The organism is Alicyclobacillus vulcanalis (genome assembly GCF_900156755.1).
Taxonomy (GTDB): Bacteria; Bacillota; Bacilli; order Alicyclobacillales; family Alicyclobacillaceae; genus Alicyclobacillus; species Alicyclobacillus vulcanalis.
In genome coordinates, this window is the sequence record NZ_FTOO01000003.1 from 227,261 (window position 1) to 252,132 (window position 24,872).

Genomic DNA, 24,872 nt, shown 5'->3' on the forward strand with positions numbered 1-24,872 from the left:
AGGGATTGGGGTGGAACCCACACATCTCCTGGAGCATCGCCAGCACGGCGACGCCACGTTTCATATCCAGGCGTATCACGTGGTCTTGACGCCCGGGCCATTTCAGCAGACGGTCAATCTGCACTGGCACAGCGAGGCCGAGTTCATCGTGGTCACGCGGGGCCGTGTGTGTCTTCAGACGGGAAGCCAGAGGCACCTGCTCGCCGAGGGGGACGTGGCCCTGCTGAGCGGCGGAGAACTCCACAGCATGACGGCCCCCGGGAACGGCCCGTCGGAGTGCAAGGCCATCGTGTTCGGCTTCGATGTACTCGAAGGCACCGGGCGTGATCGCGTCCAGCAACTGTACCTCGCGCCCATCGCCTCCGGAAAGCTGCGGCTCCCTGGCGCTTTGGATCACGGGCATCCGGCTCGAGAGGCGCTCGCCGCTCGCCTTTGCGAAATGGCGCAGGCCCTCGAAGAGCAGCCCATCGGCTACGAGCTCATCGTGAAGTCGCGCCTGTACGACGTGCTGGCGCAGCTCATCCAGGCAAACCTGTTGCTCGAGACCAATGCGCAGCACGAGATCGATGATCGCCGCGCCGACGCGCTGAAGGCGGTGCTCACCTACATTGACGAGCACCTCGGTGAGAAGTTGCGCTTGGCGGATCTCGCCCGCATCGCCAACATGAGCGAGGGACACTTCTGCCGGTTCTTCAAGGAGATGACGCACCGCAAGCCCATGCAATACGTGAACGAGCGCCGCGTGGCGCGCGCCGCAGAGTTGCTGAAGGATCCCAACCGCAGTGTCACCGCCATTGGAATGGACCTGGGGTTCCACGATGTGAGCTATTTCATCAGGGTCTTTCGCAGTTACAAGCACTGCACGCCGCTCGCGTATCGAAAGGCGCAGGTGAAACCGCCGCGGCGCAGCGGAAGGCGCTGAAGAAGCTGGCACGGCGCCCCAGGCGCTCGGCAAGCTTGAGCTTTGTGCACTCGAGTCCATAAACCAGCGAGGAAGGACGGATGAGCATGGCGAAGCAGCCGCCGATTTTCCCGAACGTTCAAGGATTTTTGCACGGTGGAGATTACAACCCGGACCAGTGGCTGGCGTATCCGGACGTCCTCGAGCGCGACATGGAACTGATGCGCGAGGCGAAGTGGAACGTCGTCTCGCTCGGCATCTTTTCGTGGGTCAGTCTGGAGCCCGAAGAGGGCGTCTTCACGTTCGATTGGCTGGACGAGGCCGTCGAGCGCCTGACGAACGCCGGCGTTCGCATCTTACTCGCGACACCGAGCGGCGCGCGCCCCGCCTGGATGTCCGCCAAGTACCCTGAGGTCCTGCGCGTGGCGCCGGATGGCCGCCGAAATCTGCACGGCGGGCGGCACAACCACTGCTACACGTCGCCCGTGTACCGCGAGAAGGTGCGGATCATCAACCAGAAGCTGGCGGAGCGATACGCGCACCATCCCGGCGTGATCGGCTGGCACGTGTCGAATGAGTACGGCGGCGAATGCCACTGCCCCCTCTGCCAACAAGCGTTCCGCGAGTGGCTGAAGCGAAAATACCAAACGCTCGATGCGCTCAACCACGCCTGGTGGACGCCGTTCTGGAGCCACACGTACACGGACTGGTCGCAAATCGAGTCTCCGATGCCGCACGGAGAGATGTCGATTCACGGGCTCAATCTTGACTGGAAGCGGTTTGTGACGCATCAGACGGTCGACTTTTGCCGGCACGAAATGGCTCCCCTGAAGGAGGTGAACCCCAAGCTCCCGGTCACCACCAACTTCATGGGCACCTATCCCGGTCTCAACTACTGGCGTTTCCGCGACGTGCTCGACATCATCTCGTGGGACAGCTATCCCCGCTGGCACACGCACGAGACGCTCGAGCCGGAGGCCGTCCACACGGCCATGGTGCACGATCTCAACCGTTCCATCTTGAAAAAGCCCTTTCTCCTCATGGAGTCGACCCCGAGCGTCACCAACTGGCAGGCGGTGAGCAAGCAGAAGCGGCCCGGCGTCCACACCCTCGTCTCGCTCCAGGCCGTGGCGCACGGGGCCGATTCGGTGCAGTACTTCCAGTGGCGCAAGAGCCGCGGATCGTGCGAAAAGTTCCACGGCGCCGTGGTCGATCACGTCGGCCACGCCAACACGCGCGTCTTCCGCGACGTGCAGGCGGTCGGCGAGATGCTCGAGAGGCTCGCACCCGTGGCCGGCGCCGAGGTCCAGGCGGATGCGGCGGTCATCTTCGACTGGGAAAACCGCTGGGCGCTCGAAGACGCGAAAGGCCCGCGGAACGTTGGCTTGCACTACGAGGAGACCGTGGTGCGTCACTATGCGGCGCTGTGGCGCATGGGCGTGCCGATGGACGTGATCGACGAGGAACAGCCGCTCGACGGCTACAAGCTCGTGGTGGCGCCGATGCTGTACATGGTACGCCCGGGCGTGGCGGAGCGGATGAAGGCGTTCGTGGAAGCGGGCGGGACGCTCGTCCTCACCTACTGGTCGGGCATCGTCGATGAGAACGATCTCGTCTTTTTGGGCGGTTTCCCGGGACCTCTGCGGGAGCTTGCGGGCGTATGGGCGGAAGAAATCGACGCGCTCTACGACGGCGAACGCGTGCCGGTCTCGGCTGCGCAGGGCAATCCGCTCGGCCTCGCGGGAAGGTACGAGGCGCGGGAGCTCTGTGAGGTCATTCACCTCGAGGGTGCCGAGCCCATCGCGCTCTACGACGGAGAGTATTACGCGGGCATGCCGGCGGCGACGGTCCACCGAGTCGGAAACGGAACGGTGTACTATGTCGCTGCGCGCCTCGACCAGGGCTTCATGAACGAGTTCTTCAGCCGCGTCGCGGACCAGGTTCAGCTGCGGCGCGCGCTCGACGCCGAGCTGCCGGACGGGGTGAGCGCCATGGTTCGCTCCGGAGACGGCGTGGAGTACGTCTTTCTGATGAACTTCACCCCCGCGCCGCGCGAGGTGAAGCTCGACGGTAAGACCTACACCCCCCTCTTCGGCGAGGCGCCAAACGCCGGGATGGTACGGCTTTCAGGTTACGGCGTCAGTGTGCTCGAACGCCCCGCCCTCTGACATGCGAAGGGCGATCCGGCCGTGTCCTTGCCGGATCGCCCGCGCCAACGAAGGGTGTTCACAAATCCGTGAATCGCTCCAACTCGTTGTAGGCCGGAATGCCGTGGGCCACGACGTCGATCCCTTCTTCTTCCGTCTCGGGCGAGACACGCAGGCCCAGCGTGCGGCGAATCACCCAACCGATTCCAAGCGATGTGAGCAATCCCCACAAAGGGTACACGATGCACGCCAGGAGTTGAACGAGCGCCAGGTGAAGCTGGCCGGTCGTCAGCAGGCCGTGGCTCATGTCGAACAGCCCCACCGCGAAGGTGCCCCACACGCCGCCCGCGCCATGGACCGCGAACGCGCCGACGGGATCGTCGATCTTCCAGGCGTCGAGCCAACCCGTGGCGAAGACCACCAGCACGCCCGCGACGACACCGATGACGATGGCCGCCCAGTGCGACACAAACGCGCAGCCCGCGGTGATGGCCACCAAGCCGGACAACACGCCGTTCATCATCATGCTGGGATCCGCGACCTTGAAGCGAAGCATCGTCAGCATGACGGCCGCCGCTCCCCCCGCGGCCGCGGCGATGACCGTGTTCAGCGCCACGCTCGACAGGCGTGGATCATAGGCATCGAGCGTACTGCCTGCGTTGAAGCCTATCCATCCGAAGCACAGGATGAACGCCCCGGCGGACGCGAGCGGGATGTTGCTCGGCGCGAAGACATTCACGCTGCCGTCCGCGTTAAACCGTTGCGCGCGCGGCCCCACCGTCTTCGCGAACCCCAGCGCCATAAACCCGCCCATCGCGTGGATCACGGCCGATCCGGCAAAGTCCTCCATGCCGAGGTTGCCAAGCCACCCGCCTTGCCCCCATGCCCAGTGCGCACCCAAGGGGTACACCACGGCGCACACGAGGATGACGATGATGACGTAGGCCGAGAATTTCATTCGCTCGGCCACGGCGCCCGAGATAATGGACGCGGCCGCGATGGCGAACCCAATTTGAAACAGGACGAACGCGGCCTGCGGAACGTGCGCCGGCGCCACGGCGGAGCCCCACCCCAAAAGGTGAGCCCAGTCCGCGCCAAACGCGAGATGGACGCCAACCAGGTAAAAGGCCAAGACGCCGAACGTGAGATCCACAAACACCTTCATGGTGACGTTCACCGCGTTCTTGGTGCGGACGAGCCCCGCTTCCAACAGGCTGAACCCGCCCTCCATGAACAACACCAAGGCGGCCGCGAGGACCACCCAGACGGCGTTCAGCGCAGTCTCTGAAGACATGAACTAGGTGTCCTCCCTCTTCTGATTCAACTCATCGATGGTCTCGTCGATCTCGCCTGTGCGAATGTTGTACGCCTCCAGGATGTCGTAGACGAAGATCTTTCCGTCGCCCATCTTGCCCGTCTGCGCCGCGCCAATGATGGCTTGCACCGTCGCAGGGACGTAGTTGTCGGATACGACAATCTCGAGCTTGATCTTCGGGTGCAGGTTGATGTCGTACGCGTGGCCGCGGTAGACGCCGATTGCGTCCTTCTGCTGGCCGCGCCCTTGGACCGGGATCACCGTGAACCCCGTCACGCCCACCTGACGCAGCGCCTTGATGGTGGTCTGCAACTTTTCTGGACGAATGATGGCATCGATGCGCTTCACAAAACGTCCTCCCCGGGGCCTCGGCCCTGAGGCCGATGGCTAGCTTCAGTGTAAATCTTGCACACCGCCGTTGTCTACGCAATATGTAAGTTAAGTTTACGCAAACGCATTCAAACCTCACATAAAAAACGGCTCCGGTTTCCGGAGCCGCGCTTTGCTCTATGAAGAAATTTTGGAAGACATTTTGGTCCTTGATCAAACCGCGAGGCGGATCACGTTCCAAGATAGCGCTGGCAGGATGACCTGAAGCTTGCCGTCGCCCACTTCGTCGAGGGAGTGTTTCACAGGAATGACCTGATTCGGGCGCTCTTTCGTGTTGACCGCCTTCATATCCGGGTGGGTCAGCACCACGTGTTCCTCCGACCGCGCCTGCGGAAACGCGCGCAGGTCCACCTGCAGCGTGAGCGGCTGTTCGGCGCGATTCACCGCGAGGATGACCAGTCGCCCGTCCGCCTCATTCCAAACCGGCACCGCCTCCACGTAAGGCACGTCCGTGAAGTCTTTGCTGTCGTACTTCGGCGACTCCACCGGCGCATAGAGCACCGTCCCACGCGCCCAGTTTGACGCGTGCGCAAACGGATAGAAGATGGTCTGCCGCCAGCTCGCCCCGCCGTTTTCGGTCATGATCGGCGCGATCACGTTGACGAGCTGCGCGAGACACGCCATGCGGACGCGATCGGCGTGTTTCAGGAGCGTGATGAGGAGACAGCCCACGACAAGCGCATCTTCCATCGTGTAGACGTCCTCGAGGAGGGGCGGTCCGACCTGCCACGGTTCCACGCGTTTGTCCGCTTCGTTCGAGTGGAACCAGACGTTCCATTCGTCAAACGAAAGGTACATCGTCTTCTTCGAACGCTTTTTGGCGCGCACAAAGTCACAGGTCGCCACGACCGTGCGGATAAACGCATCCATGTCGAGCGAGCACGCGAGATAATTGGCGAGATCGCCATCTCGGTTGCCGTAGTAGCTGTGCAAGGAGAGGTAGTCGACCTCGTCGTAGGCGTGCTCGAGCACCACGCGCTCCCAGTCGGGAAACGTGGGCATCTTGGAGTGCGAGCTCCCGCAGGCCACGAGCTCGATGGTGGGATCCACCCAGCGCATGACCTTCGCCGCCTCCTGCGCCAGGCGCCCGTACTCTTCGGCCGTCTTGTGACCAATCTGCCACGGCCCATCCATCTCGTTGCCCAGGCACCAGACGCGAATCTTGTGGGGATTGGGGACGCCGTGCTGGCGGCGCAAGTCGCTCCAGTAGCTCCCTCCAGGGTGGTTGCAGTATTCCACGATGTTCTTCGCGGCCTCAATCCCCCGCGTGCCGAGGTTGATGGCCATCATGACCTCGCTATGGGCCTTCTGCGCCCAACGCGCAAACTCGTTCAGGCCGACGCGATTCGGTTCGAGGCTGTGCCAGGCGAGATCGAGGCGGGCGGGCCGTTCGCTCACGGGCCCGACGCCGTCTTCCCAGCGATAGCCGGACACGAAGTTGCCCCCAGGGTAGCGGACAATGGGGACGTTCAGCTCTTTGACGAGCTCGATCACGTCCGCGCGGAACCCGTCCTCGTCGGCCGAGGGGTGCGCGGGGTCGTAGATGCCGCCGTAAACGGCGCGGCCCAGATGTTCGATGAACGAGCCGTAGATGCGGGGGTCGGTTTCTGCGATGCGATAGGCTGGGTCAAGTGTGAGACGCGCTTGCAGGTTGGACATGTGGATTCTCCTTATCTCGATTGTCTACAGTTTCACGCTTCCCTGCGTAAGGCCGGTAACAATTTGCTTCCTGAAGATCACAAATCCAATGATCATCGGCAAGATAGACAACAAGGAAGCGGTGATGACAAGCTGATAGATGGGCATCGACTGATCTGCGGCAGGCGTCGCAATGAGGCTGAGCAATACGTCCACGCCGACGGGCAACGGATAAAGCGACTGATTGTGCAAGAGGACCAACGGCAAAAAGAAATTGTTCCAGGTCCCGATAAAGCTGATGAGCAAAAGCGTAACGATGGCAGGACGTACAACTGGAAGAACAATTCTCCAGAATATCGCCTGCTCCGACGCACCATCGACCTTCGCAGCCTCGAGCATTTCGTTCGGGACGACGTCCCGGATGTAAATGCGAAGAAAATACACGCCAAATGGACTTGCAATTAGTGGAAGAATGACACCGAAATAAGTGTTCACGAGATGCAGCGGCTGCTCAATCACGAACAGCGGAATGGTCGCTACGGTACCAGGGATCATCATTGAGGCGAGGATGACGTAAAACAAGACCTCTCGCCCTCGAAAATCGAACTTTGCGAGCGCGTAGCCCGCCATCGCACTGACAAGACATGTTAGAACAGCGACCCCACCCGAGTAGATGATCGAGTTGATGAACCAACGGGCGAACACACCATTGTTATATTGGAACAAAAGCTGTATGTTCTGGATCAAATGAATGTCCCGAGGCAACGAAAAAATCCCCGTACTTTGCAGTTCCGTCTGGGTTTTTGTCGATGCAATGATGAGCCATACAACGGGTACCAAAAAGTAAATCGCCACCACAACCAAGAATGCCATAACCACGACAGTGATCAGGTGACGAGTGAACGCTGACGGCACGCTACTTCCCCGGTGCCCCGAGACAGACTCTGTAGTGCGATGGAGGGACGAACTCATGAGGCAATCGCCTCCCCAGGCGAAGACAGGCGAGCGCTATCTGATCGCACACGCCGCCCAAGGATACGAGTGGCCACCATCACGCAGGCCGAGATGAAAATCGTGATAGCACCGAGTAGCACCGCGAGCGTCGCGGCGTACGGCAGGTTCGTCAGATTGAAGGCCATCGCGTAGATGTCCATGTTAGGCGTGAATGTCTGCGAGATAGGTGTCAAAGCACTCAGAAGAAACGGTTCATTAAACAGCTGCATGGAGCCAATAAAGCTCAAGATGACCGTCATGAGAATGGTCGGCCTCAACAAAGGCAGCTTGATGTGCCAGGCCAATTGAAACTCATTGCACCCATCAACGATAGCGGCCTCGTAAAGATCTGCGGACACGCCCGTCAGTGAGGCCGCGTACAGCGTCATGTTATACCCCGCCCACTCCCACGTGGCGATGTTGATAATGCTGTACAGCAAGGCGCCTGACGATAAGGGATCAAACCGCACAGCTTGCAACAAAGGATCGAGAGGCTTGGAGTATAGGAACCCCCACATGATGGACGCAAACACACCGGGAACAGCATAAGGAAGGAAGTACACAAGGCGGAAAAAGGACTTGGCTTTCGCATACCTCGTGTCGAGGACCAAGGCCAAAATCAGCGACAGCGCGATCATAATGACACCTTGCAAGATGGCGTAACGGATCACATTCACCACCGACGCCCAGAAAGCCGCATCCTGAAATGCGTTGATGTAGTTGCGAAATCCCACGAATATCGGCTGGCCGAAGCGGTCAATGAACAAACTTGTATAGAAAGCGTAAATGAGAGGCGCCAACAGAAAGGCCACGAACAGCAATAGGAATGGAGCAAGAAACGTTGCGGCCGAGACGGCCTTCGACTGCCGGTGCGCTGCTGTCATGCAACATCCGTCCTTTCGCCGTCAGGGGGCGCCTGTGTGGACGACCGCACAGGCGCCGCGACATAGTTTAGGTCGTCACATTGTATCCCTGCGAGCGAGCGTAGCTGACCACAGCTTGTTGAACGTTCGCCAACGCCTGCTGGACAGTTTCTTTGCCAGCAAACGCCTTCCCAATTTCGGTTTGCAACTCGTTGAAAACGTAACTCGACCACGGGCTCCATTGGAATTTCGTGTTCACCCTAGGCGACTCTTTTTCGAAGATATCCACGTTCGCAGGTTGATTGTCTAGTGCAGGGTTCGGCTGTTTGAAGGATGGGATGTCAAATCCCGCTGTCGCTGCGGGGAACAGACCGCCTCCACCATCCTTGGCTGGCGCCACGTCATGCGCAAGCTCTGCTGGAGCAGCGTTGACGAAGGCCGCGAAAATCGCCGCTGCCTCTGGATACTTCGACGCCTTTGTGACAGCCTGCACGGAACCGCCCCAGTCGCCGTCCATCGTGTCTCCGGGCGTCCACTCTGGAATAAAGGCGGCCCGCCACTTGTGTGTCGCCAGGTTGTGATCATACGGAACAAGGATCTCGCTGTCGTACCACGCAGAACCGATGGCCGTCGCGTAGAGACCCGCGTTGATGTTCTTCTGCCACTCCGGCGAACCCGCTGCGATGCTCTGAACCGCGCCCTCTTTTATTAATTTCTGCCACAGAGAAAAGACCTGAACAGCCTTCGGTGAGTCTATATCCACCTTCCAGTTGTTCCCTGATCCTTGGAACGGAATGCAGCCTGCTTGCCAAAGAAGCCCAAACATCCATTGACCATCGTTGTTTGAAAAGTACGAGAAGTACTGAGACGGATCGAGCTTGTGAAATTCAAGAGCTTCCTGCGCAAACTGGTTCCACGTCGTTGGGACCTTGAGATGATATTTATTAAACAGGGAGCTTTGGTAAAATAACCCTATCGGTCCAGTGTCCTCAGGAATCCCGTACACACGCGAGCCCACCGAAACTTGGTTCCACGTCCACGGGGTAAATCTGTTCTTCAACTGAGAGACCCATGGAGAAATGTCTTGGAGTGCTCCAGTGGCAATGTACTCGGGCATGACGTCGAACTCTAGCATGACGACGTCTGGTACGCCACTTCCTGCCTGGATCACCGTACTGAACTTTTGATATTCGGTTGTTCCGGCTCCGGCATCAACCAGGTGAACTTTAATGTTTGGATAGTATTTCTCGAAGATATCGACTTCTTTCTGTGCGTTAGGAACCCACGCCCACCAGGTCAGCGTTGCTTTTCCTGTGTACTGTGGCAAGGGCAACCCATCGACAGTCTTCAGCGAAGCCGCTCCAGCTCCTGTACTGGGGGCAGATTGCGAAGACGAGTTTCCTGACGAAGTACCACATCCCGTTGCCACAATCGCCATGGCGCCGAGAAGTGATCCGGTCAAGACGGTTTTGTTTCGACGCACTTTCATGCTTTTCATACCCCCTTGTCTCAAGTCATACGTACAACTAGACCCAAGCCAAGTCGATGCGTATCGAGAACGCTGCAAACCACCCCCTTAAATCATTTTTGACTAAACAAAAAGATATCTGCAACAACCTCTCTGAATGCGCTTTCTGACGCCAGGATAACGCATAAAGCAATGCCCGTCAAGATAGAATTCAATCCTAACTAAATTATTTTATATAAATATAAATTAAAACTTGATGCCTTTCCCGTAGATGACCCTTACCTTGATGTCCTGATCGTAGTGCCCGAAGCGGCGCCCAAAGATCGTCATGCCACCGACATTGCGCGCATGTTCGGGGACCGAAAACCGCAGCGGAATGGCGTGGCCGCGGAACGGTTGCAAGTCCTGCAAGGTGACGTCCGAGATTTTGCACCCGTCGATAAAGGTGCCGTCGCGATTCACTCGCACGAGTTTCAGATGTCCGTACTGGTTCAGGTGCGGAGGCCACCAACTGGGATTTTGGCGCCCCCGCTCGTCCCCGAAATCCCCGGGACTCGTCCAATAGCCGATTTCCACGCCGTTCAGGGAAAAGTGGATATCCGAAGGATAGTCATTGTTGTAGGAGGGCGCCTCCGAGGCCAGTTCTGCGATAATCTGAATTTCCTCCACCGGCCGGTCGGTGCGAATGAAATTGGGGACCCAGTACTCGAGGTAACCCTTCGTCAACCAGACGATTTCCGCGTCGATGTGCTGGGGATCGGCAAAATAGCGCGGATCGTCGAACGTCCCGATAATCGTCTCTGCCGTCGCGAGCCCGCAGGTCGGCCATACCTCGAACGAGACATAATGGCCCACTCGAATGTCGACCTCGTAGACGTCCTCGTCGGGCGACTCCGGGGCCAGTTCCACGAGGATGTTTCGCTCGTTCACATAACAGAACTTCTGCAGGCCGTGGCGCGCCCCCGCGGTCTCCGTGACGACGAGGCCGCACTCCTCCAGCTTGCGCACATGCTGCGTCACGGCTCCGTTGGTGATGCCAAGCCGCTTGGCGATCTCGTCCATATTCAGCCGCCCATGCTCGAGCAAAAGCTCGAGCATGGCGATGCGGACCTCGGAACCCAGCGCTTTGAACAGCGGCAAACCCGACCGCAGCTCCTTGATGTGAATCATGTCACCCTCACCCCGGCCTGATTACTTTAGTCTAGTATAAAACAATCAGGCGTCGGCGCGAAGGGCATGGGTCAGCGAAGATCAGCGATCGCGCCGGTCTCATTCAGCAGGCGCAGCATCGTGTATCGGTTTCGCAACCTGTGCGCTCGCTTCAGACTCGCGACGACCAGGCTGTGCTCAATGCCGAGATCGGACGGCTCCGTCGGCCCGCCGATGCGGCGCATCAGTGCGCGAATGTGCTGGCCCGGCGGCACGGACGCCAACAGGCCCTTCACATCCGCGTCCCGGCCCGCGAGCGAGGCCCATGGACGGAGCCCGCGCTCGGCGGCGATGCCCAAAGCGTCCGGCACCCGGGCGCGGTACAGGTCCGCCACGAGGGCGCTCGCGACGGCGACTTTGAGCCCATGCAGGACTTGGCGACGGCCGGATCGCAAAAACGCCATTTCCCAATCGTGCGACAGATGGTGCTCGCCGCCCGAGGCGGGATGCGACTGGCCGAAGAGCAGCATCACGAGGCCGGACAACATGAGCGCCTCCATCAGGCTGCGCACGGCGCTCTGCTCCCCACGGCTCAATCCGTCCGCCTGCGCGACCGCCGTGTCGAGCGCCGCCCGCGTCAGCCCCGCCAGATACGCGCAGTACGGTTCCCCGGCTGCCATCTCGCCAAACCTCCAGTCGGCGAGGGACGTATACTTGCCGATCACGTCCCCAAACCCCGCCCAGATGAGCTCCTTCGGCGCCTGCTCCAGCACGTCGGTGTCGGCAAACACTGCAATCGGCGCCTGCGTCTGATACGTCGTCTTGACGCCGCGCACGATGAGCGGCGCGCCGGCAGACGTGAACCCGTCCACCGACGGCGCCGTCGGCACGCTCACAAACGGGATGCGCGCCTTCGCGCTCACGAAGCGGGCAATGTCGTGCAGCGTGCCCGATCCCACGGCGATGAGCGCTTCCACGTCCGGGCCCGTCGCAAGGAACGCCTGCATCACGGACACCTCATCCGCCACCACGTCGCCCTGGCCGTTCGGCTCGATGACGCAGGCGGTCCACGTCACGCCCGCGCCGGTCAGCGCCTCACTCAGCTCGTCCCCGGCGGCCTCGCGCGTGCGGTCGTCCATGACCAGCACCACGCGCGCAAATCGGTCCCGTATCCACGCCGCGGCCTCCGACAGCGCCCCAGGCCCGACCCGCAGATGTTCCACCGGAATGCGGTGATGCGGTTGCCCGCACGGGCAGTCTGAGCTCAGCCGGCGCAATTCATCCAACGTCCACGCCACGTGGCACCCCTCCAAAACGCGAGGGGCTGCGCGCGTGCAGCCCCTCGTTTCTACCGCCGCTCAGCGGCCATACACCGCTTCGTTCCAGCGCAACACATCCAAGATCTGCCGGGGCGTCGAGTTCTCGTCGATCACGACGCATTCCACGCCCATCATGTCCGCCAAGTCCTGCAACTGCTCGACCGTCACCCTGTACGAGAACACCGTGTGGTGCGCGCCACCGGCCAGAATCCAGCTCTCCGCCGCCGAAGCGAGCGAAGGCAGCGGCTTCCACAGCACGCGCGCCACGGGCAATTTCGGCATCGGGCGATCCGGCTGGATGGCCTCCACCTTGTTCACGACCATGCGGAAGCGATGGCCGAGATCGACCAGTGTGGCCTGAACCGCCGGACCGCTCGCGCCGTCAAACACCAACCGCGCAGGGTCCTCCTTGCCGCCGATGGACAGCGGGTGCACCTCCACCCGGGGGCGCGTCGCGGCGATGGTCGGGCAGACCTCGAGCATGTGCGCGCCGAGCACCATCTCGTTACCCGGCTCGAAGTGGTACGTGTAATCTTCCATGAACGAGGTGCCTTGTCCTTCCGCCAAAACCTTCAAGACGCGGACGAACGCCGCCGTCTTCCAGTCGCCCTCGCCCCCAAACCCGTATCCGTCGGCCATGAGGCGCTGAACCGCGAGCCCAGGAAGCTGCTTCAGCCCGTGGAGATCCTCAAACGTCGTCGTGAACGCCTCAAATCCGCCTTCTTCCAGAAACGCTCGCATCCCGAGCTCGATGCGAGCCTGCTCGCGCACCGCGTCATACAGCGGCCCGCCCTTTTGTGCGCCTTCCTGGAAGTCGTACAGCGACGCGTACTCCTCCATTAGCCGGTCGATCTCGGCCTCCGACACCGCACGCACCCGCTCGACGAGATCGCCCACGCCGTAGCCGTTGACCGACCAGCCGAACCGGGCCTCGGCCTCCACCTTGTCGCCTTCGGTGACCGCGACCTGGCGCATGTTATCGCCGAATCGCGCGACCTTTAACCCGCGGCTCACGGCCGCCGCCACCGCCGTCAGGGCCCAGCCTCGCACGCGACGGGCCACCTCGGCGTCCTGCCAGTGGCCGACGATGACCTTGCGCGGCATGCCGAGGCGGCTCACCATGAACCCGAACTCGCGATCGCCGTGCGCCGACTGATTCAGGTTCATGAAGTCCATGTCGATGGTGTCCCAAGGAATGTCGCGGTTGAACTGCGTGTGCAGGTGCAGCAGGGGCTTTTGCAGCGACATCAAGCCGCGGATCCACATCTTCGCTGGGGAGAAGGTGTGCATCCAGGCGATCACGCCCGCACAGCGGTCATCCGCCGACGCCTCGAGGCAAAGCCGCCGGATTTCGTCCGCGTCTTTCAGAACGCCCTTCCAGCGGAGCGCGTGGGCGTCCCCGACGGCGCGCTGCAGCGCGGGCACCATTTCCTTGGCATGCGCTTCAACCTGTGCCAGCGCCTCGTCCCCGTAGAGGTGCTGGCTCCCCACCACAAACCAGAACTCAAAAGCCGGCTTTTTCATCGAGCATCCTCTCCCATCGACTCGTCCACATCCCTCAGTGCGCCGCGCCGGGCTGGCCGTAGTACGCATTTTTCCCATGCTTGCGCTGATAGTGCTTGTCGAGCAGGAACGCATCCATCTGCGCCTCGCCGCCCGAGATCAACAGGGTGTCTCGGGCCATGCGGGCGACCATCTCCAGGACAACCGCGTGATACACCGCTTCCGCCGGGTCCTTCCCCCAGGTGAAGGGCGCGTGGTTGGCCACGAGAACGGCGGGCACGGCGACGGGATCGAGCCCTCGCTCGCGGAACGTCTCCACAATCACCCGGCCTGTCTCGAGCTCGTAGGCGCGCTCCACCTCGTCCTTCGTGAGCGGGCGCGTGACGGGCACGTCGCCGTAAAAGTAGTCCGCGTGCGTCGTGCCGAGCGCCGGAATGGGTCGACGCGCCTGCGCCCAAGCCGCTGCCGCGGGCGAATGGGTGTGGACGATGCCCCCGATGCTCTCAAACGCCTTATACAGCTCGATGTGCGTCGGCGTGTCCGAGGACGGCCGGAGATCGCCCTCGACGACGCGGCCGTCGAGATCGACCACGACCATGTCGTCCGCGGTCAGCTTTTCGTACGCCACCCCGCTGGGCTTGATGACCACGAGGCCATCTTGGCGGGAAATGCCGCTCACATTGCCCCAGGTGAAGGTGACGAGGCCGTGCTTGGGCAGCGCCAGATTCGCCTCCAGCACCGCCTCCTTTAGCTCCCTCAGCATGTCTTCACCTCTTCCTGCACCGCGGCGCTCTTCAGGCGCTTCAGCACTTTCATCACGTTGTTCTCGCCGCGCCCGAAGTAGTCGTACAGCCGGGCATATTCTCGGTACAACTCGTCGTACACGCGAACCGCGCTCGGATTCGGCGTGTACGGCTTCTCGCGCACGCTGCCCATCTCCCGGGCCGCCTCCTCAATGGAGTCGTAGCCTCCGCGCGCCTTTCCCGCCGCTACAGCGCCAAACATCGCCGCGCCGAGCGCTGGCGCCTGCGTCGACGCGCCAATGAAGATGGGCATGTTGAGCACGTCGGCATAGATTTGCATCATCAGTTCGTTTTTCTGCGCAATGCCGCCGCACGCGTACATCTCGTCGACAGGCACGCCGCTCGCGCGGAACGTCTCGACAATCATGCGTGTGCCGTAGGCCGTCGCCTCGATGAGCGCGCGGTAGATCTCCTCCGGCTTCGTCGCGAGCGTCGCGCCTAGGAGAAGGCCGGTGAGATCCGCATCCACCAGCGTGGAGCGGTTCCCATTCCACCAGTCGAGCGCCAAGAGCCCCGTCTCGCCGGGGCGATATTGCGCCGCCTTTCGCGTCAGAAGCTCGTGGATGCCAATGCCCTCGCGGCGCGCCTCGTCCCAATACGCCGGCGGCACGCCGTTTTCAATCCACCACTCGAAGTGGTCTCCGACGCACGACTGACCAGCTTCGTAGCCCATGTAGCCCGGGATAATGCCATCCTCCACCACGCCACACATGCCCGGTACCGCGCGTTCCTCGGTGCCGAGCAGCACGTGACACGTCGAGGTCCCGATGATCATCAGCATCTTGCCCGGCTCCGTGATGCCGACGGCCGGCATCGACACGTGGGCGTCCACATTCCCCACCGCAACCGGCGTCCCGGGGACGAGCCCCGTCCGGCGCGCCATGGCTTCCGTCAGCTCGCCAGCCTTCGAACCAATGGGCAGAATGGGCCCCCAGAGCTTTTCCTCCACGATGCGCTCCAAGCGCGGATGGAGCGCCTTGAAAAACTCCGGACTCGGATAGCCCGTCCGCTTGTGCCAGATGGACTTGTAGCCCGCGGGGCACGAGCTGCGCACGAGCTTCCCCGTGAGCTGCATCACGATCCAATCGGTCGCCTCGACCATCGCGTCCGCCGCATCGTAGATCTCCGGCGCCTCGTCGAGGATTTGCCAGATCTTCGGGATCATCCACTCGGACGAGATCTTGCCGCCATAACGCGCGAGAAACGGCTCTTTGCGCTCCGTGGCGATTTCGTTCAGCTTGTTCGCTTCATCCTGCGCGGCGTGGTGCTTCCAAAGCTTCACGTACGCGTGCGGATGCCGCTCAAATCGCGGATCAAAGCAAAGCGGTGTACCGTCTCGCCGGATGGGCAGCATCGTGCAAGACGTGAAGTCGATCCCGATCCCAATCACGTCCTCAGGCCGCACCCCGGAGGTCCGCAGCAACTCCGGGATGGTCTCCTCCAGCACCTCCAGGTAGTCGCGCGGGTGCTGGAGCGCCCAGTCCGGTTCCAGACGTGTGACGCCGTCCGGCAAATACTCATCCATCACCCCGTGCGTGTAGGGTTTGACGGCCGTGGCGATCTCACGCCCCGTCCCGATCTCCACTAAAACGGCGCGCCCCGACTGCGTGCCGTAGTCCACGCCAATCGAATACTTGCCCATATCCATCCCCACAATCCTTCGCGCATTCAGAGGGTGGAACCGCAGACATCACCTCAATTGTACTTACAAGGACGATAGAGCACAATGAGTTATTCGGACAAGTCAAGGCAAAAACTTGTGCTGTCGAGTGGCCGATCGGGCCTCCGCAGCTGCCGCGGTCTCCCCGGAACCGCCCATCCAAATGCGCTCGATGTCCTCCAGAGAACGATTCTTCGTCTCCGGCACCAGCACGCTGACGAAGATGACGCCCAAGACGTTGATGACGGCGAACATCCAGAACGTGTAGCTGCCTCCAACGTTGTTGAGCAAGACCGGCGTAAACTGGCCGATCGCCCAGTTGGCGCCCCACAAGAAGATGGTCGCGATCCCGGCCGCGCGAGCGCGCAGGTGATTCGGGAAAATTTCCGGGATCATGATCCACGGAATCGGTCCCATCGAGACGCTGAAGGCCGCCGTGAAGCCCATGATGAACAGCACAAGCCAGAAGCCGTTATGGACGTGCAGGTAGAAGGTCAACCCCATGAGCGCCATAAAAATGGCCATCAACGCAGAACCGACGATCATGAGCGGCTTCCGTCCGACGCGATCGATCAACACCACGGCGACAACGGTGAACACCACCCACATCGCGCCGAAAAAGGCCTGAATCTCAAAATCCGAGTTCAAGCTGAACCCGACCATCCTGAAAATCTCTGGCCCATAGTAGGTCACGGCATTCATGCCGATGATCTGATTGAACAACGCGAGTAGGATTCCCACAGCGAGCGCCTTGCGCCAGCCCGGCTTCAACAGATCCCGCACGCTTGCAGCGCTTTCACTTTCGAGCGACTGACGGATGGATTCGAGTTCACGTTGCGCAACCGAATGCCCGTTGATGCGCGCTAAGATGGAGAAGGCCTCGTCGGATCGTCCCGCCTTCGTCAACCAGCGCGGGCTTTCAGGCGCGAACAAAAGGACGAAGAAGAAAATGGCCGCCGGGACCGCACCAAGCCCCAACATCCAGCGCCAACCGGTGTGCACGTCCCACGCCAAATTGCCGGACCGCTGAATGAGGAAGTTCGTGAGATAGGTCAGGAAAATGCCGATAATCGTGAGCAACTGGTACAAGGACGAGAGCGCGCCGCGGATTTGCGTCGGTGCGCATTCCGAGATGTAGGTGACGGAAAGCGCGGAACCCATGCCAATGCCCAAGCCTCCGACGATGCGCGCCAAGATGAGGGTGGTCACGTCGTGGGACACGGCCGACACGAGCGCCGCAATGGCAAACAGGACGGCAGCGGTCATGAGAACCTTGCGCCGCCCAATCCGGTCGCTGAGAAAGCCGGAGATCGCGACGCCGATCACGCCGCCGATCATAATGCTTGAAATGACCAGACCCTGCATAAACGGAGAGAGACCGTAGAGCGTTTTCAAGAACCCGATGGCGCCGGAAATGACGGCGGTGTCATATCCGTACAGTAGACCGCCCAGCGCGGCCGCAAGTGAAATGGTGACAGCGTATGCACGAGACCCGTGCTCCTGCGCTCCTGTCATGATTCTGCCTCCCTTTCCCTGCAACCTTGAAGTGGTTCCCGCTTTCGCGTCTGCTGCGGGCATACATACGTACAAGAGTTTGTTTTAATTTATTTGTACGTACAAGTTGTAGGATAAAGCGTTTTCTTGTGATTGTCAATCCGCTTTCATAGAAGCGTTCGCCGGAACCGGCCGCGCCGGGGGCCGGCCTCGCGCGCGACCCATTGAATTCACGGCGCTGAGGCCACGGCCAGTGGCGCCGTCGAACTGCGCACAATGAGCTTGGGTTCGTACACAATGGAGGCCGGCTCTTCCCCGTCGCGCTTCCCGCGCTCAATGGCCCGCATCACCCATTTCGCCGCATCCAGCCCCATCTGCGTCTTCGGGTGTTCCACCGTCGTCAGCTTGATTTCCGTCGCCTCCGCCAGGTACGAGTCGTCATACCCCACGAGCGAGATGTCCTCCGGCACGCGCAGCCCCAGTTCCCGCAGCACGTCCAGCACTCGCACGGCCAACTGGTCGTTGTAACACACCATTGCCGTCGGCCGGTCGTCCTCTCGCTCCAAGGCGCTCCGCACCCGCCGCACCACTTCCTCATCCAGGTCCTCTGTCCGATACGTGATCAGCCACTCCGGCTTCACCGACACCCCCGCTTCCCGGCACGCGTCCATGAACCCCTGCATTCGATACACGCCCTGCAGGTCGTCCGTCTTAAAGACCCCCATCAACTTCCGGTGCGAAAGTTCCAACACGTGCCGCGTCGCCAGCCATCCGCCCTTCTTGTCGTCCATGATGAGATGCGGCGGGTCCAGCTGCGGATAGTACTGGTTGATCATCACGTACGGGATCTTCCGCTGCTCCAGCTCCAAGTAGTACCGGATGTTCGGGTTGTACGTGCTCGACTCCGTCGGCTCCACAATCAGCCCTGCAATCGGCCGCTGCAGAATGGACTCCAGGCATTGCGCCTCTTTCGCCAGGTTGTTGTATGTGCAGGCCAAAATCAGCGAGTATCCCTTGTTCGTCACGTACGATTCAATCCCGCGGATGATGGTCGGGAAGATGTAGTCCGAAATGTACGTCGTGATGACGCCGATATACTTGCGCGCTTCCTGCGGCTCGCCCGGCAACCGTTCCTCCTGCGGAAAGGCGCAGAACGTCCCGGCGCCCTGCTCGCGGTACAAGAGCCCTTCGTGCACCAAGTCACCCACCGCCTGCCGGATGGTGTGCCGGCTGACGCGGAACATCTTGATGAGTTCGTTCTCGGAATAGATTTTCTGCCCGGGCTTGACCTTGCCCGTGCGGATCCATTCCCGGATTTGTTCTTTCACCATCACATACTTGGCCGGAGAAGCCATGCTAGCATCACCGTTTCCGCGAAGTCATGTCTTAGTACTGCACAAATCCCTTACACACATTGTACGGCTATGGTCGAATACAATTAAAGCCGTTGAGAACAACTCTGAAGTTGGATTTTTAGTCATGGGCCCGACGCACACCATGAGGGCAGTTGGGCGCACTGTACACCGCTTTGATGATACCGAACACGCATGCCGCAATGTGTCTGCCGGCTACGGATGTACAAACACTCTTCTCTTTCTCATAGAACGGCCGACGGGTGCCGTTTGATCTCACGGCGTAATGGTTCTTGGCATTTGGCAAATACAACTGGTCGTTTAAGGGCGCTTCTCCGAGTCCGCAATCAGGTTTAGGAAATAAAATAGGGTGCAAGCGTCGGGCAGCAACTTGCTAAAATCACTTGCCCCCAGACGTTTTTATGCCCTCGACAAGATATCTTTGGCCGAACAAGTAAAGCAGTATAGGGGGGATAATCATGAAGACTGAAAAAGCCATCTCTAAGTTGTACTCAGTCGTATATTGAGTGGTGAAGAGGCTCAGAGCGCCCACACTCAACGGTTTAAGATTATCATTGTTGATATAGATAAGAGGCGTAAACAACTCGTTCCACCAAAAAATAGATGACAAAATGCCGACTGTAATGAATATGGGTTTCGCCAACGGGACTATGATTCTGGAAAAGAACGTCCAATGATTGCAACCATCGAGCTGGGCAGCTTCGTAGATGTAAGCCGGGATAGTCCTGTAGAATTGTCTGAAAAGAAACACATTATACGGATACGCAAAAAACGCTGGTACGATGAGTGGTAGAAAACTGTTAATCCATCCAATCTTGCTAAAGAAGATGAACTGAGGAATGATAGTAGCTGTACTTGGAACCATCATCGTTGCTAGGACTAAGACGAATATTACCTTTTTCCCTGCAAAGTCCATACGAGCTAACGGATACGCTACCAGAGAACTCGAAATAAGAGTGCCCAAAGTATTTCCTATAATTAGGATCAATGTGTTCCGAAAGTACACAAGCAAGTTGCTACTATGAAGGATGTAAGCGTAGTTACTAAACTGAGGGTTTTTAGGAATTATCTGTGGAGGATAACTACTAATTCCTGATTCCGTTTGGAGAGAATTTGATATGATCCATATAATAGGAAAGAACATAATCAATGCAATGAGAATTGCCACTACGTACTTTGTTAGATTGCCCGCGATTCGCGTTCTCATAAGCTCACTCCTTGCATCGACGGTCTGCGCAACATTTATACCTCATACATCACCCAGTTCCGCGAAAGCCTGAACTGGAAGTAGGAGATTACTGCAACAATGATGAATAGTACTGTAGAAAGAGCTGACGCATACCCCATCTGGAAATTCTGAAATGCACTAGTATATATAGCCAGACTTAAGACATTCGAGGCATCCCCTGGACCACCCTGTGTTAGTGGATAAATGATAGAGAAGGAGCCGTTGATCGAGCCAATGGTCCCAACAACGACATTGAACAGCAGGACTGGCGATATGCCCGGCAAAGTGACATGAAGGAATTTTTTCAGAAACCCAGCTCCATCCAGATCGGCTGCTTCATACAGCTCACGAGGAACCTCCTTCAAACTGGCATCGAATATCAACATCATTTGTCCGGTCGAGTAAGAATAAATCGATATAAAGACAAGTACGGGTATGATAAGTCTCTGATTCATAAGCCAATTTGGGCCCTGTGAGATGCCCACAAGGGACAGCAGATAATTGACGATGCCGATTTGCTGGTTAAAAATGAGTTGAAATACAAACGCCATAGCAACGCTCGGCAACACCGAGGGTATAAAGAACAGAAACTGAAACAAAGGCTTCGGACGTAGTCGCTGATTGAGTACAAGGGCCATGATCAGTGACCACACAACCATCACGATTACACTTAACACCGTATACAGCAGTGTTACCCACAGACTGTGCCAGAACCCAGAGGATTGCCCGAACATATAACGATAATTCTGTATCCCGACAAAGGACGGGGGATTCACCATGTCCCACTTAAAGAAACTTAGAACGAACGACGCTATGATTGGAAGGCCCGAGAAGAAAACGAATCCGATGAACCACGGCGAGAGGAAGCCATATGCGGTCACTGTTTCCATAATGCGCTTTCTTCTTCGCCATGCAACACCGGTTCCCGTGACGTTTTGCTGCAGGTTCCCCATACATACACCTCTTCCTTGGGGCGCGTCGTAGAAACGCGCCCCGTTAAACACTCGTCTGAGCCGTGCTGAGTTAATTATTGATTTGAGACCTGTTGAGCCTGCTGTTCGGCAAGCTTGACCACTTGTGACGGGCTCTCTTGACCCAGGACCGCTGCGTTCAATTGATTGTCGATGTAATTGGTCAACCCAGTTGGAAGAAGCACATAACCTAGCCGTGCGTATTTTCCGGCCTCTTGGAACGCGGACCAGTTCGTTGGGCCATTCGGACCTGCATTTTGATACCATGCGTATTTACTCAGGCTTAGTTCAGCTGAAGGATTGTTCGTGCCCTTCTCAATCAGCTCTTGCCCCTCCGGACTCATGCAAAACTTGATAAAGTCCCAATCCGCCTGTTTGTATGGAGAATGGCTGTTGATCGTGAAGAAGGCTGTATGGATGTCGTCGTAAGGCACTTTGTCATACGGCAACGGCGCTATATTCCACTTGAAATTCTTAATCGTGTCATAGGTCGAAATCATCCAGCTTCCATTCAGAATCATGGCGGCTTTTCCGGCTTCAAACAAATCCACGGCGCTATTTGCGGCTGAAGGCTGCGGCTGAACCTTGAGTTTGTTAGTTAGATCGATTTGCCAATTCATAGCATCAATCGCACCTTGTCCGATTGACAGCTTGCCGTTTGAAACAATCTTGTCCCCCGCAGACCCGATCAAGGAGTACCACACGCCCGGGAAGCCAATGCCTGCGGAACCCCACTGAACAACCCGACCGTCCTTAACGATCGTCAACTTCTTGGCAGCATTCTCATAATCCTTCCATGTCCAATTGGCTGTCGGAAATGGCACTCCGGCCTTCTTGAACATATCTTCGTTGTAAAACAGGAGGTGCGTTGCATAGCACCACGGCAGTCCATACACGCCCCCGTTCTGTGCCGCCAAGCTGCGGAAGGCTGGCAAGAAATTGCTCGGCTCGAGAGACTTGTCTCCCTTGATGTAGCTGTTTAGATTTACAATCGCACCCTCTTTTGCGAACGGCTGAATCATATTCTCCCATACCAACATAACGTCCGGTGCGGTATTGGTGGCGACCTCGGAAATGAGTTTCTGAGCGTAATCTGTCTGTGGAATTTCTGTTAAGTTAACATGAATATTTGGATACTTCTTTTCAAACGCCGCAATGAAGTTATACTGCGGACTCACAGGCCCCCACACCGCGAAGTTAATGGTGATTTTTCCTGTTGAAGCCGCTCCCTGTGAATTCGTCTGTGCAGTGTTTGATGTAGAGGTGCCACAACCAGCGACTCCCGCGATTGCACCCAATGTAAGAAGCGACACACCTCCTAGAGAAGCGATTTTCTTTCGCCCACCCCGCGTTGAAATCGCCTTCATTTCTCGAACCCCCTTCGAGTTTGGACAGCATCATTGCTTGTCCGTATCAGTAATATAGATCAGCTCATTTGTACGGATCAACCGCTTTCAAACAGAGTTTGTGTTGTAGTATGCTTGTGCGTGAAACATACGGGGTGATGGCAACAGACATATCTCAACCGCTTTCCTTAGAACATAGGCTGCATCTCAGGTTCGCACACACAGGATACTCCTAACAGACATTTACGGAGGAAGGAAGAACAATGGGAAACAGCGAGCAATTATCCGTACAACTTCACGCCCCCTTCTGGTCTCGTTACCAACAACTCGTGCGCGAGGTCGTACTGCCGTACCAGTACGAGATTCTGAACGATCGCGTCCCCGGGGTGGAGCCGAGCGGCGCGATTCGCAACTTTCGCATCGCAGCGGGTCTCGAGCAGGGCGAATTCACCGGGATGGTGTTCCAGGACAGCGACGTGGCCAAGTGGCTCGAGGCCGTCGGGTATGCGCTGAAGACGAAGCGCGATCCGGCGCTGGAGCGCATGGCGGACGACGTGATCGATCTCGTCGTGGCGGCTCAGCAACCGGACGGATACTTGAACACGTACTTTACCATCAAGGAGCCCGGTAAGCGTTTTACCAACCTGATGGACTGCCACGAGCTCTATGGCGCAGGGCATATGATCGAGGCCGCTGTCAGCTATTACGAGGCGACGGGCAAGCGCAAGCTGCTCGACGCCATGTGCCGCTTCGCGGACCTTATCGCGGACACCTTCGGGCCGCGTGAGGGCCAGATTCACGGCTACGACGGTCACCAGGAAATCGAGCTCGCACTTGTGAAGCTTTATGGCGCAACGGGAGAACGGCGCTACCTCGATCTCGCTCGTTACTTCCTGGACGCGCGCGGCACGGAGCCGAATTTCTTTCTCGACGAGTGGGAGCGGCGCGGTCGGAAATCCTTCTGGTGGCCTTGGTTGAAGGAGCCGGACCTCGCCTACTATCAGGCCCATAAGCCTGTGCGAGAGCAGGAAACCGCGGTGGGACATGCGGTCCGGGCAATGTACATGTACACCGCGATGGCCGATGTCGCGCGTCTGACGGGCGATCGCGCCCTACAAGCGGCGTGCGAGCGGCTTTGGCAAGACGTCACCCGGCGCCAGATGTACGTGATCGGGGCGATTGGCTCGACCCATCAGGGCGAGGCCTTCACGTTCGACTACGATCTGCCGAACGAGACCGCGTACGCGGAGACGTGTGCTTCCGTGGGGCTCATCTTTTTCGCCAAGCGCCTCATCGACCTTGGGCCCAAGGCCGAGTATGGCGACGTCATGGAGCGCGCGCTGTACAACGCCGTGATCGGCAGTATGGCGCAGGACGGAAAGCACTACTGCTATGTGAATCCGCTTGAGGTGTGGCCACGCGCGAACGAGGAAAATCCGGACCGTCGGCATGTCCGGCCAACTCGCCAGGCGTGGTTCGGTTGCGCGTGTTGCCCGCCGAACGTGGCGCGGCTTCTGATGAGCCTTCAGGAGTACATCTACACGTGGGACGAGTCTCGCCGGACGTTGTACGTGCATCTTCACATGGGAAGTACGGCCGCGTGGTCGCTTGACGGCGCGCGCGTGCAGCTGCGGCAGGCGTCGGCGCTGCCGTGGCGAGGCGAGACGTCGCTCAAGGTGTCGATGCCGGACGGGCCTCGCCGCTTCGCGCTGGCCGTGCGCATCCCCGGCTGGTGCGCGGGCAAATGGGAGGTCCGGGTGAACGGGCGCGAACTTGGCGAAGAGATGCGCGTCGAAGAGGGGTACGCCGTGATCGATCGGACGTTTGCAGACGGGGACGAGCTGACCTTCGCGTTCCCGCTGGAGGCGCGATGGATTGTGGGCCATCCGCAGCTGCGCGCGGTGAACGGCATGGTGGCCATAGAGCGGGGCCCGCTCGTGTATGCCGTGGAAGAAGCGGACAATGGGCCAAACCTGGCCGCTCTATCGGTCGATCCCGGCACACGGCTGCACGAGGTGTCATGCGAGATCGCAGGCGTCGATGCGGTGGCACTCGAGTGCGAGGCGTGGCGGCGAGACGAAGAAGCGTTTGGCGATGGGCCCTTGTACCGCCCTCTGGACGCCGCGACGTTCAGCGAGCGGCGGGTCAAACTGCGCGCCATCCCGTACTTTCTCTGGGGCAACCGAGGACAAGGCGAGATGCGGGTCTGGCTCCGGTCGCGCTCGTCCCGCCCGTAAACGACGATGGCCCCTGCGAGCGCCGATGCCCGCGGGGGCCATGCTTCACTTCAAGACCTTCAGCTAGGCCTTGC

Annotated in this window: 19 protein-coding genes; 3 read left to right on the forward strand and 16 right to left on the reverse strand. The window is 59.1% G+C overall.

Annotated elements, in window-relative coordinates:
* The first annotated feature begins 10 nt into the window (after positions 1–10).
* The gene (locus tag BW934_RS05295; RefSeq protein WP_076345826.1) at positions 11–922 is read left to right on the forward strand and encodes an AraC family transcriptional regulator; all 912 of its coding nucleotides are present in this window, start codon (positions 11–13) and stop codon (positions 920–922) included.
* An 86-nt stretch (positions 923–1,008) separates the two neighbouring features.
* Positions 1,009–3,069, forward strand: coding sequence for a beta-galactosidase (locus BW934_RS05300; protein ID WP_076345996.1), 2,061 nt, complete (start codon positions 1,009–1,011; stop codon positions 3,067–3,069).
* Positions 3,070–3,127: 58 nt separating this feature from the next.
* Here the strand turns inward: BW934_RS05300 and BW934_RS05305 are convergent, their stop codons facing one another.
* From BW934_RS05305 to BW934_RS05380, 16 genes are all read right to left on the reverse strand, one after another.
* Entirely contained in the window at positions 3,128–4,342 is a 1,215-nt protein-coding gene (locus tag BW934_RS05305) for an ammonium transporter (RefSeq protein WP_076345828.1), read from the reverse strand.
* A 3-nt stretch (positions 4,343–4,345) separates the two neighbouring features.
* Positions 4,346–4,711, reverse strand: a complete 366-nt coding sequence (locus BW934_RS05310; RefSeq protein WP_008338402.1) for a P-II family nitrogen regulator — start codon at positions 4,709–4,711, stop codon at positions 4,346–4,348.
* A gap of 195 nt (positions 4,712–4,906) precedes the next feature.
* Complete coding sequence (gene arfA, locus BW934_RS05315; RefSeq protein WP_076345830.1) at positions 4,907–6,412, reverse strand: arabinosylfuranosidase ArfA; 1,506 nt, start codon at positions 6,410–6,412, stop codon at positions 4,907–4,909.
* Between the two features lie 24 nt (positions 6,413–6,436).
* Positions 6,437–7,363, reverse strand: coding sequence for a carbohydrate ABC transporter permease (locus BW934_RS05320; RefSeq protein ID WP_076345832.1), 927 nt, complete (start codon positions 7,361–7,363; stop codon positions 6,437–6,439).
* Complete coding sequence (locus BW934_RS05325) at positions 7,360–8,268, reverse strand: carbohydrate ABC transporter permease (RefSeq protein ID WP_076345834.1); 909 nt, start codon at positions 8,266–8,268, stop codon at positions 7,360–7,362. The genes BW934_RS05320 and BW934_RS05325 overlap by 4 nt, the downstream gene beginning before the upstream one ends.
* A gap of 67 nt (positions 8,269–8,335) precedes the next feature.
* On the reverse strand, positions 8,336–9,736 hold the full coding sequence (locus tag BW934_RS05330; protein WP_076345836.1) for an ABC transporter substrate-binding protein: 1,401 nt from the start codon (positions 9,734–9,736) through the stop codon (positions 8,336–8,338).
* Positions 9,737–9,961: 225 nt separating this feature from the next.
* Entirely contained in the window at positions 9,962–10,885 is a 924-nt protein-coding gene (locus BW934_RS05335) for an ArsR/SmtB family transcription factor (RefSeq protein ID WP_076345838.1), read from the reverse strand.
* A gap of 71 nt (positions 10,886–10,956) precedes the next feature.
* Positions 10,957–12,162 carry a sn-glycerol-1-phosphate dehydrogenase gene (locus tag BW934_RS05340; protein WP_076345840.1) on the reverse strand — a complete coding sequence of 402 codons (1,206 nt, stop codon included), beginning with the start codon at positions 12,160–12,162 and terminating at the stop codon, positions 10,957–10,959.
* Positions 12,163–12,222: 60 nt separating this feature from the next.
* The gene (gene araA, locus BW934_RS05345) at positions 12,223–13,707 is read right to left on the reverse strand and encodes an L-arabinose isomerase (protein ID WP_076345842.1); all 1,485 of its coding nucleotides are present in this window, start codon (positions 13,705–13,707) and stop codon (positions 12,223–12,225) included.
* 34 nt (positions 13,708–13,741) lie between these two features.
* Entirely contained in the window at positions 13,742–14,449 is a 708-nt protein-coding gene (locus BW934_RS05350; protein ID WP_076345844.1) for an L-ribulose-5-phosphate 4-epimerase, read from the reverse strand.
* On the reverse strand, positions 14,443–16,137 hold the full coding sequence (araB, locus tag BW934_RS05355) for a ribulokinase (protein ID WP_076345846.1): 1,695 nt from the start codon (positions 16,135–16,137) through the stop codon (positions 14,443–14,445). Before araB ends, BW934_RS05350 begins: the two co-directional genes overlap by 7 nt.
* A gap of 96 nt (positions 16,138–16,233) precedes the next feature.
* Positions 16,234–17,727, reverse strand: a complete 1,494-nt coding sequence (locus BW934_RS05360) for a sugar porter family MFS transporter (RefSeq protein WP_076345848.1) — start codon at positions 17,725–17,727, stop codon at positions 16,234–16,236.
* 146 nt (positions 17,728–17,873) lie between these two features.
* Positions 17,874–18,998 (reverse strand): GntR family transcriptional regulator, encoded by a 1,125-nt coding sequence (locus BW934_RS05365; RefSeq protein WP_076345850.1) that lies wholly within the window; start codon positions 18,996–18,998, stop codon positions 17,874–17,876.
* Between the two features lie 397 nt (positions 18,999–19,395).
* Positions 19,396–20,223: a carbohydrate ABC transporter permease gene (locus BW934_RS15385; RefSeq protein WP_076345852.1), complete on the reverse strand. Its 828-nt coding sequence runs from the start codon at positions 20,221–20,223 to the stop codon at positions 19,396–19,398.
* 35 nt (positions 20,224–20,258) lie between these two features.
* Positions 20,259–21,197: a carbohydrate ABC transporter permease gene (locus BW934_RS05375; RefSeq protein WP_084182499.1), complete on the reverse strand. Its 939-nt coding sequence runs from the start codon at positions 21,195–21,197 to the stop codon at positions 20,259–20,261.
* A gap of 74 nt (positions 21,198–21,271) precedes the next feature.
* A complete protein-coding gene (locus tag BW934_RS05380; protein WP_084182500.1) occupies positions 21,272–22,582 on the reverse strand; it encodes an ABC transporter substrate-binding protein in 1,311 nt (436 codons plus the stop codon).
* A gap of 242 nt (positions 22,583–22,824) precedes the next feature.
* On the opposite strand from BW934_RS05380, the gene BW934_RS05385 reads away from it, so the two are divergent.
* A complete protein-coding gene (locus BW934_RS05385) occupies positions 22,825–24,798 on the forward strand; it encodes a glycoside hydrolase family 127 protein (protein WP_076345856.1) in 1,974 nt (657 codons plus the stop codon).
* Positions 24,799–24,872 lie beyond the last annotated feature (74 nt).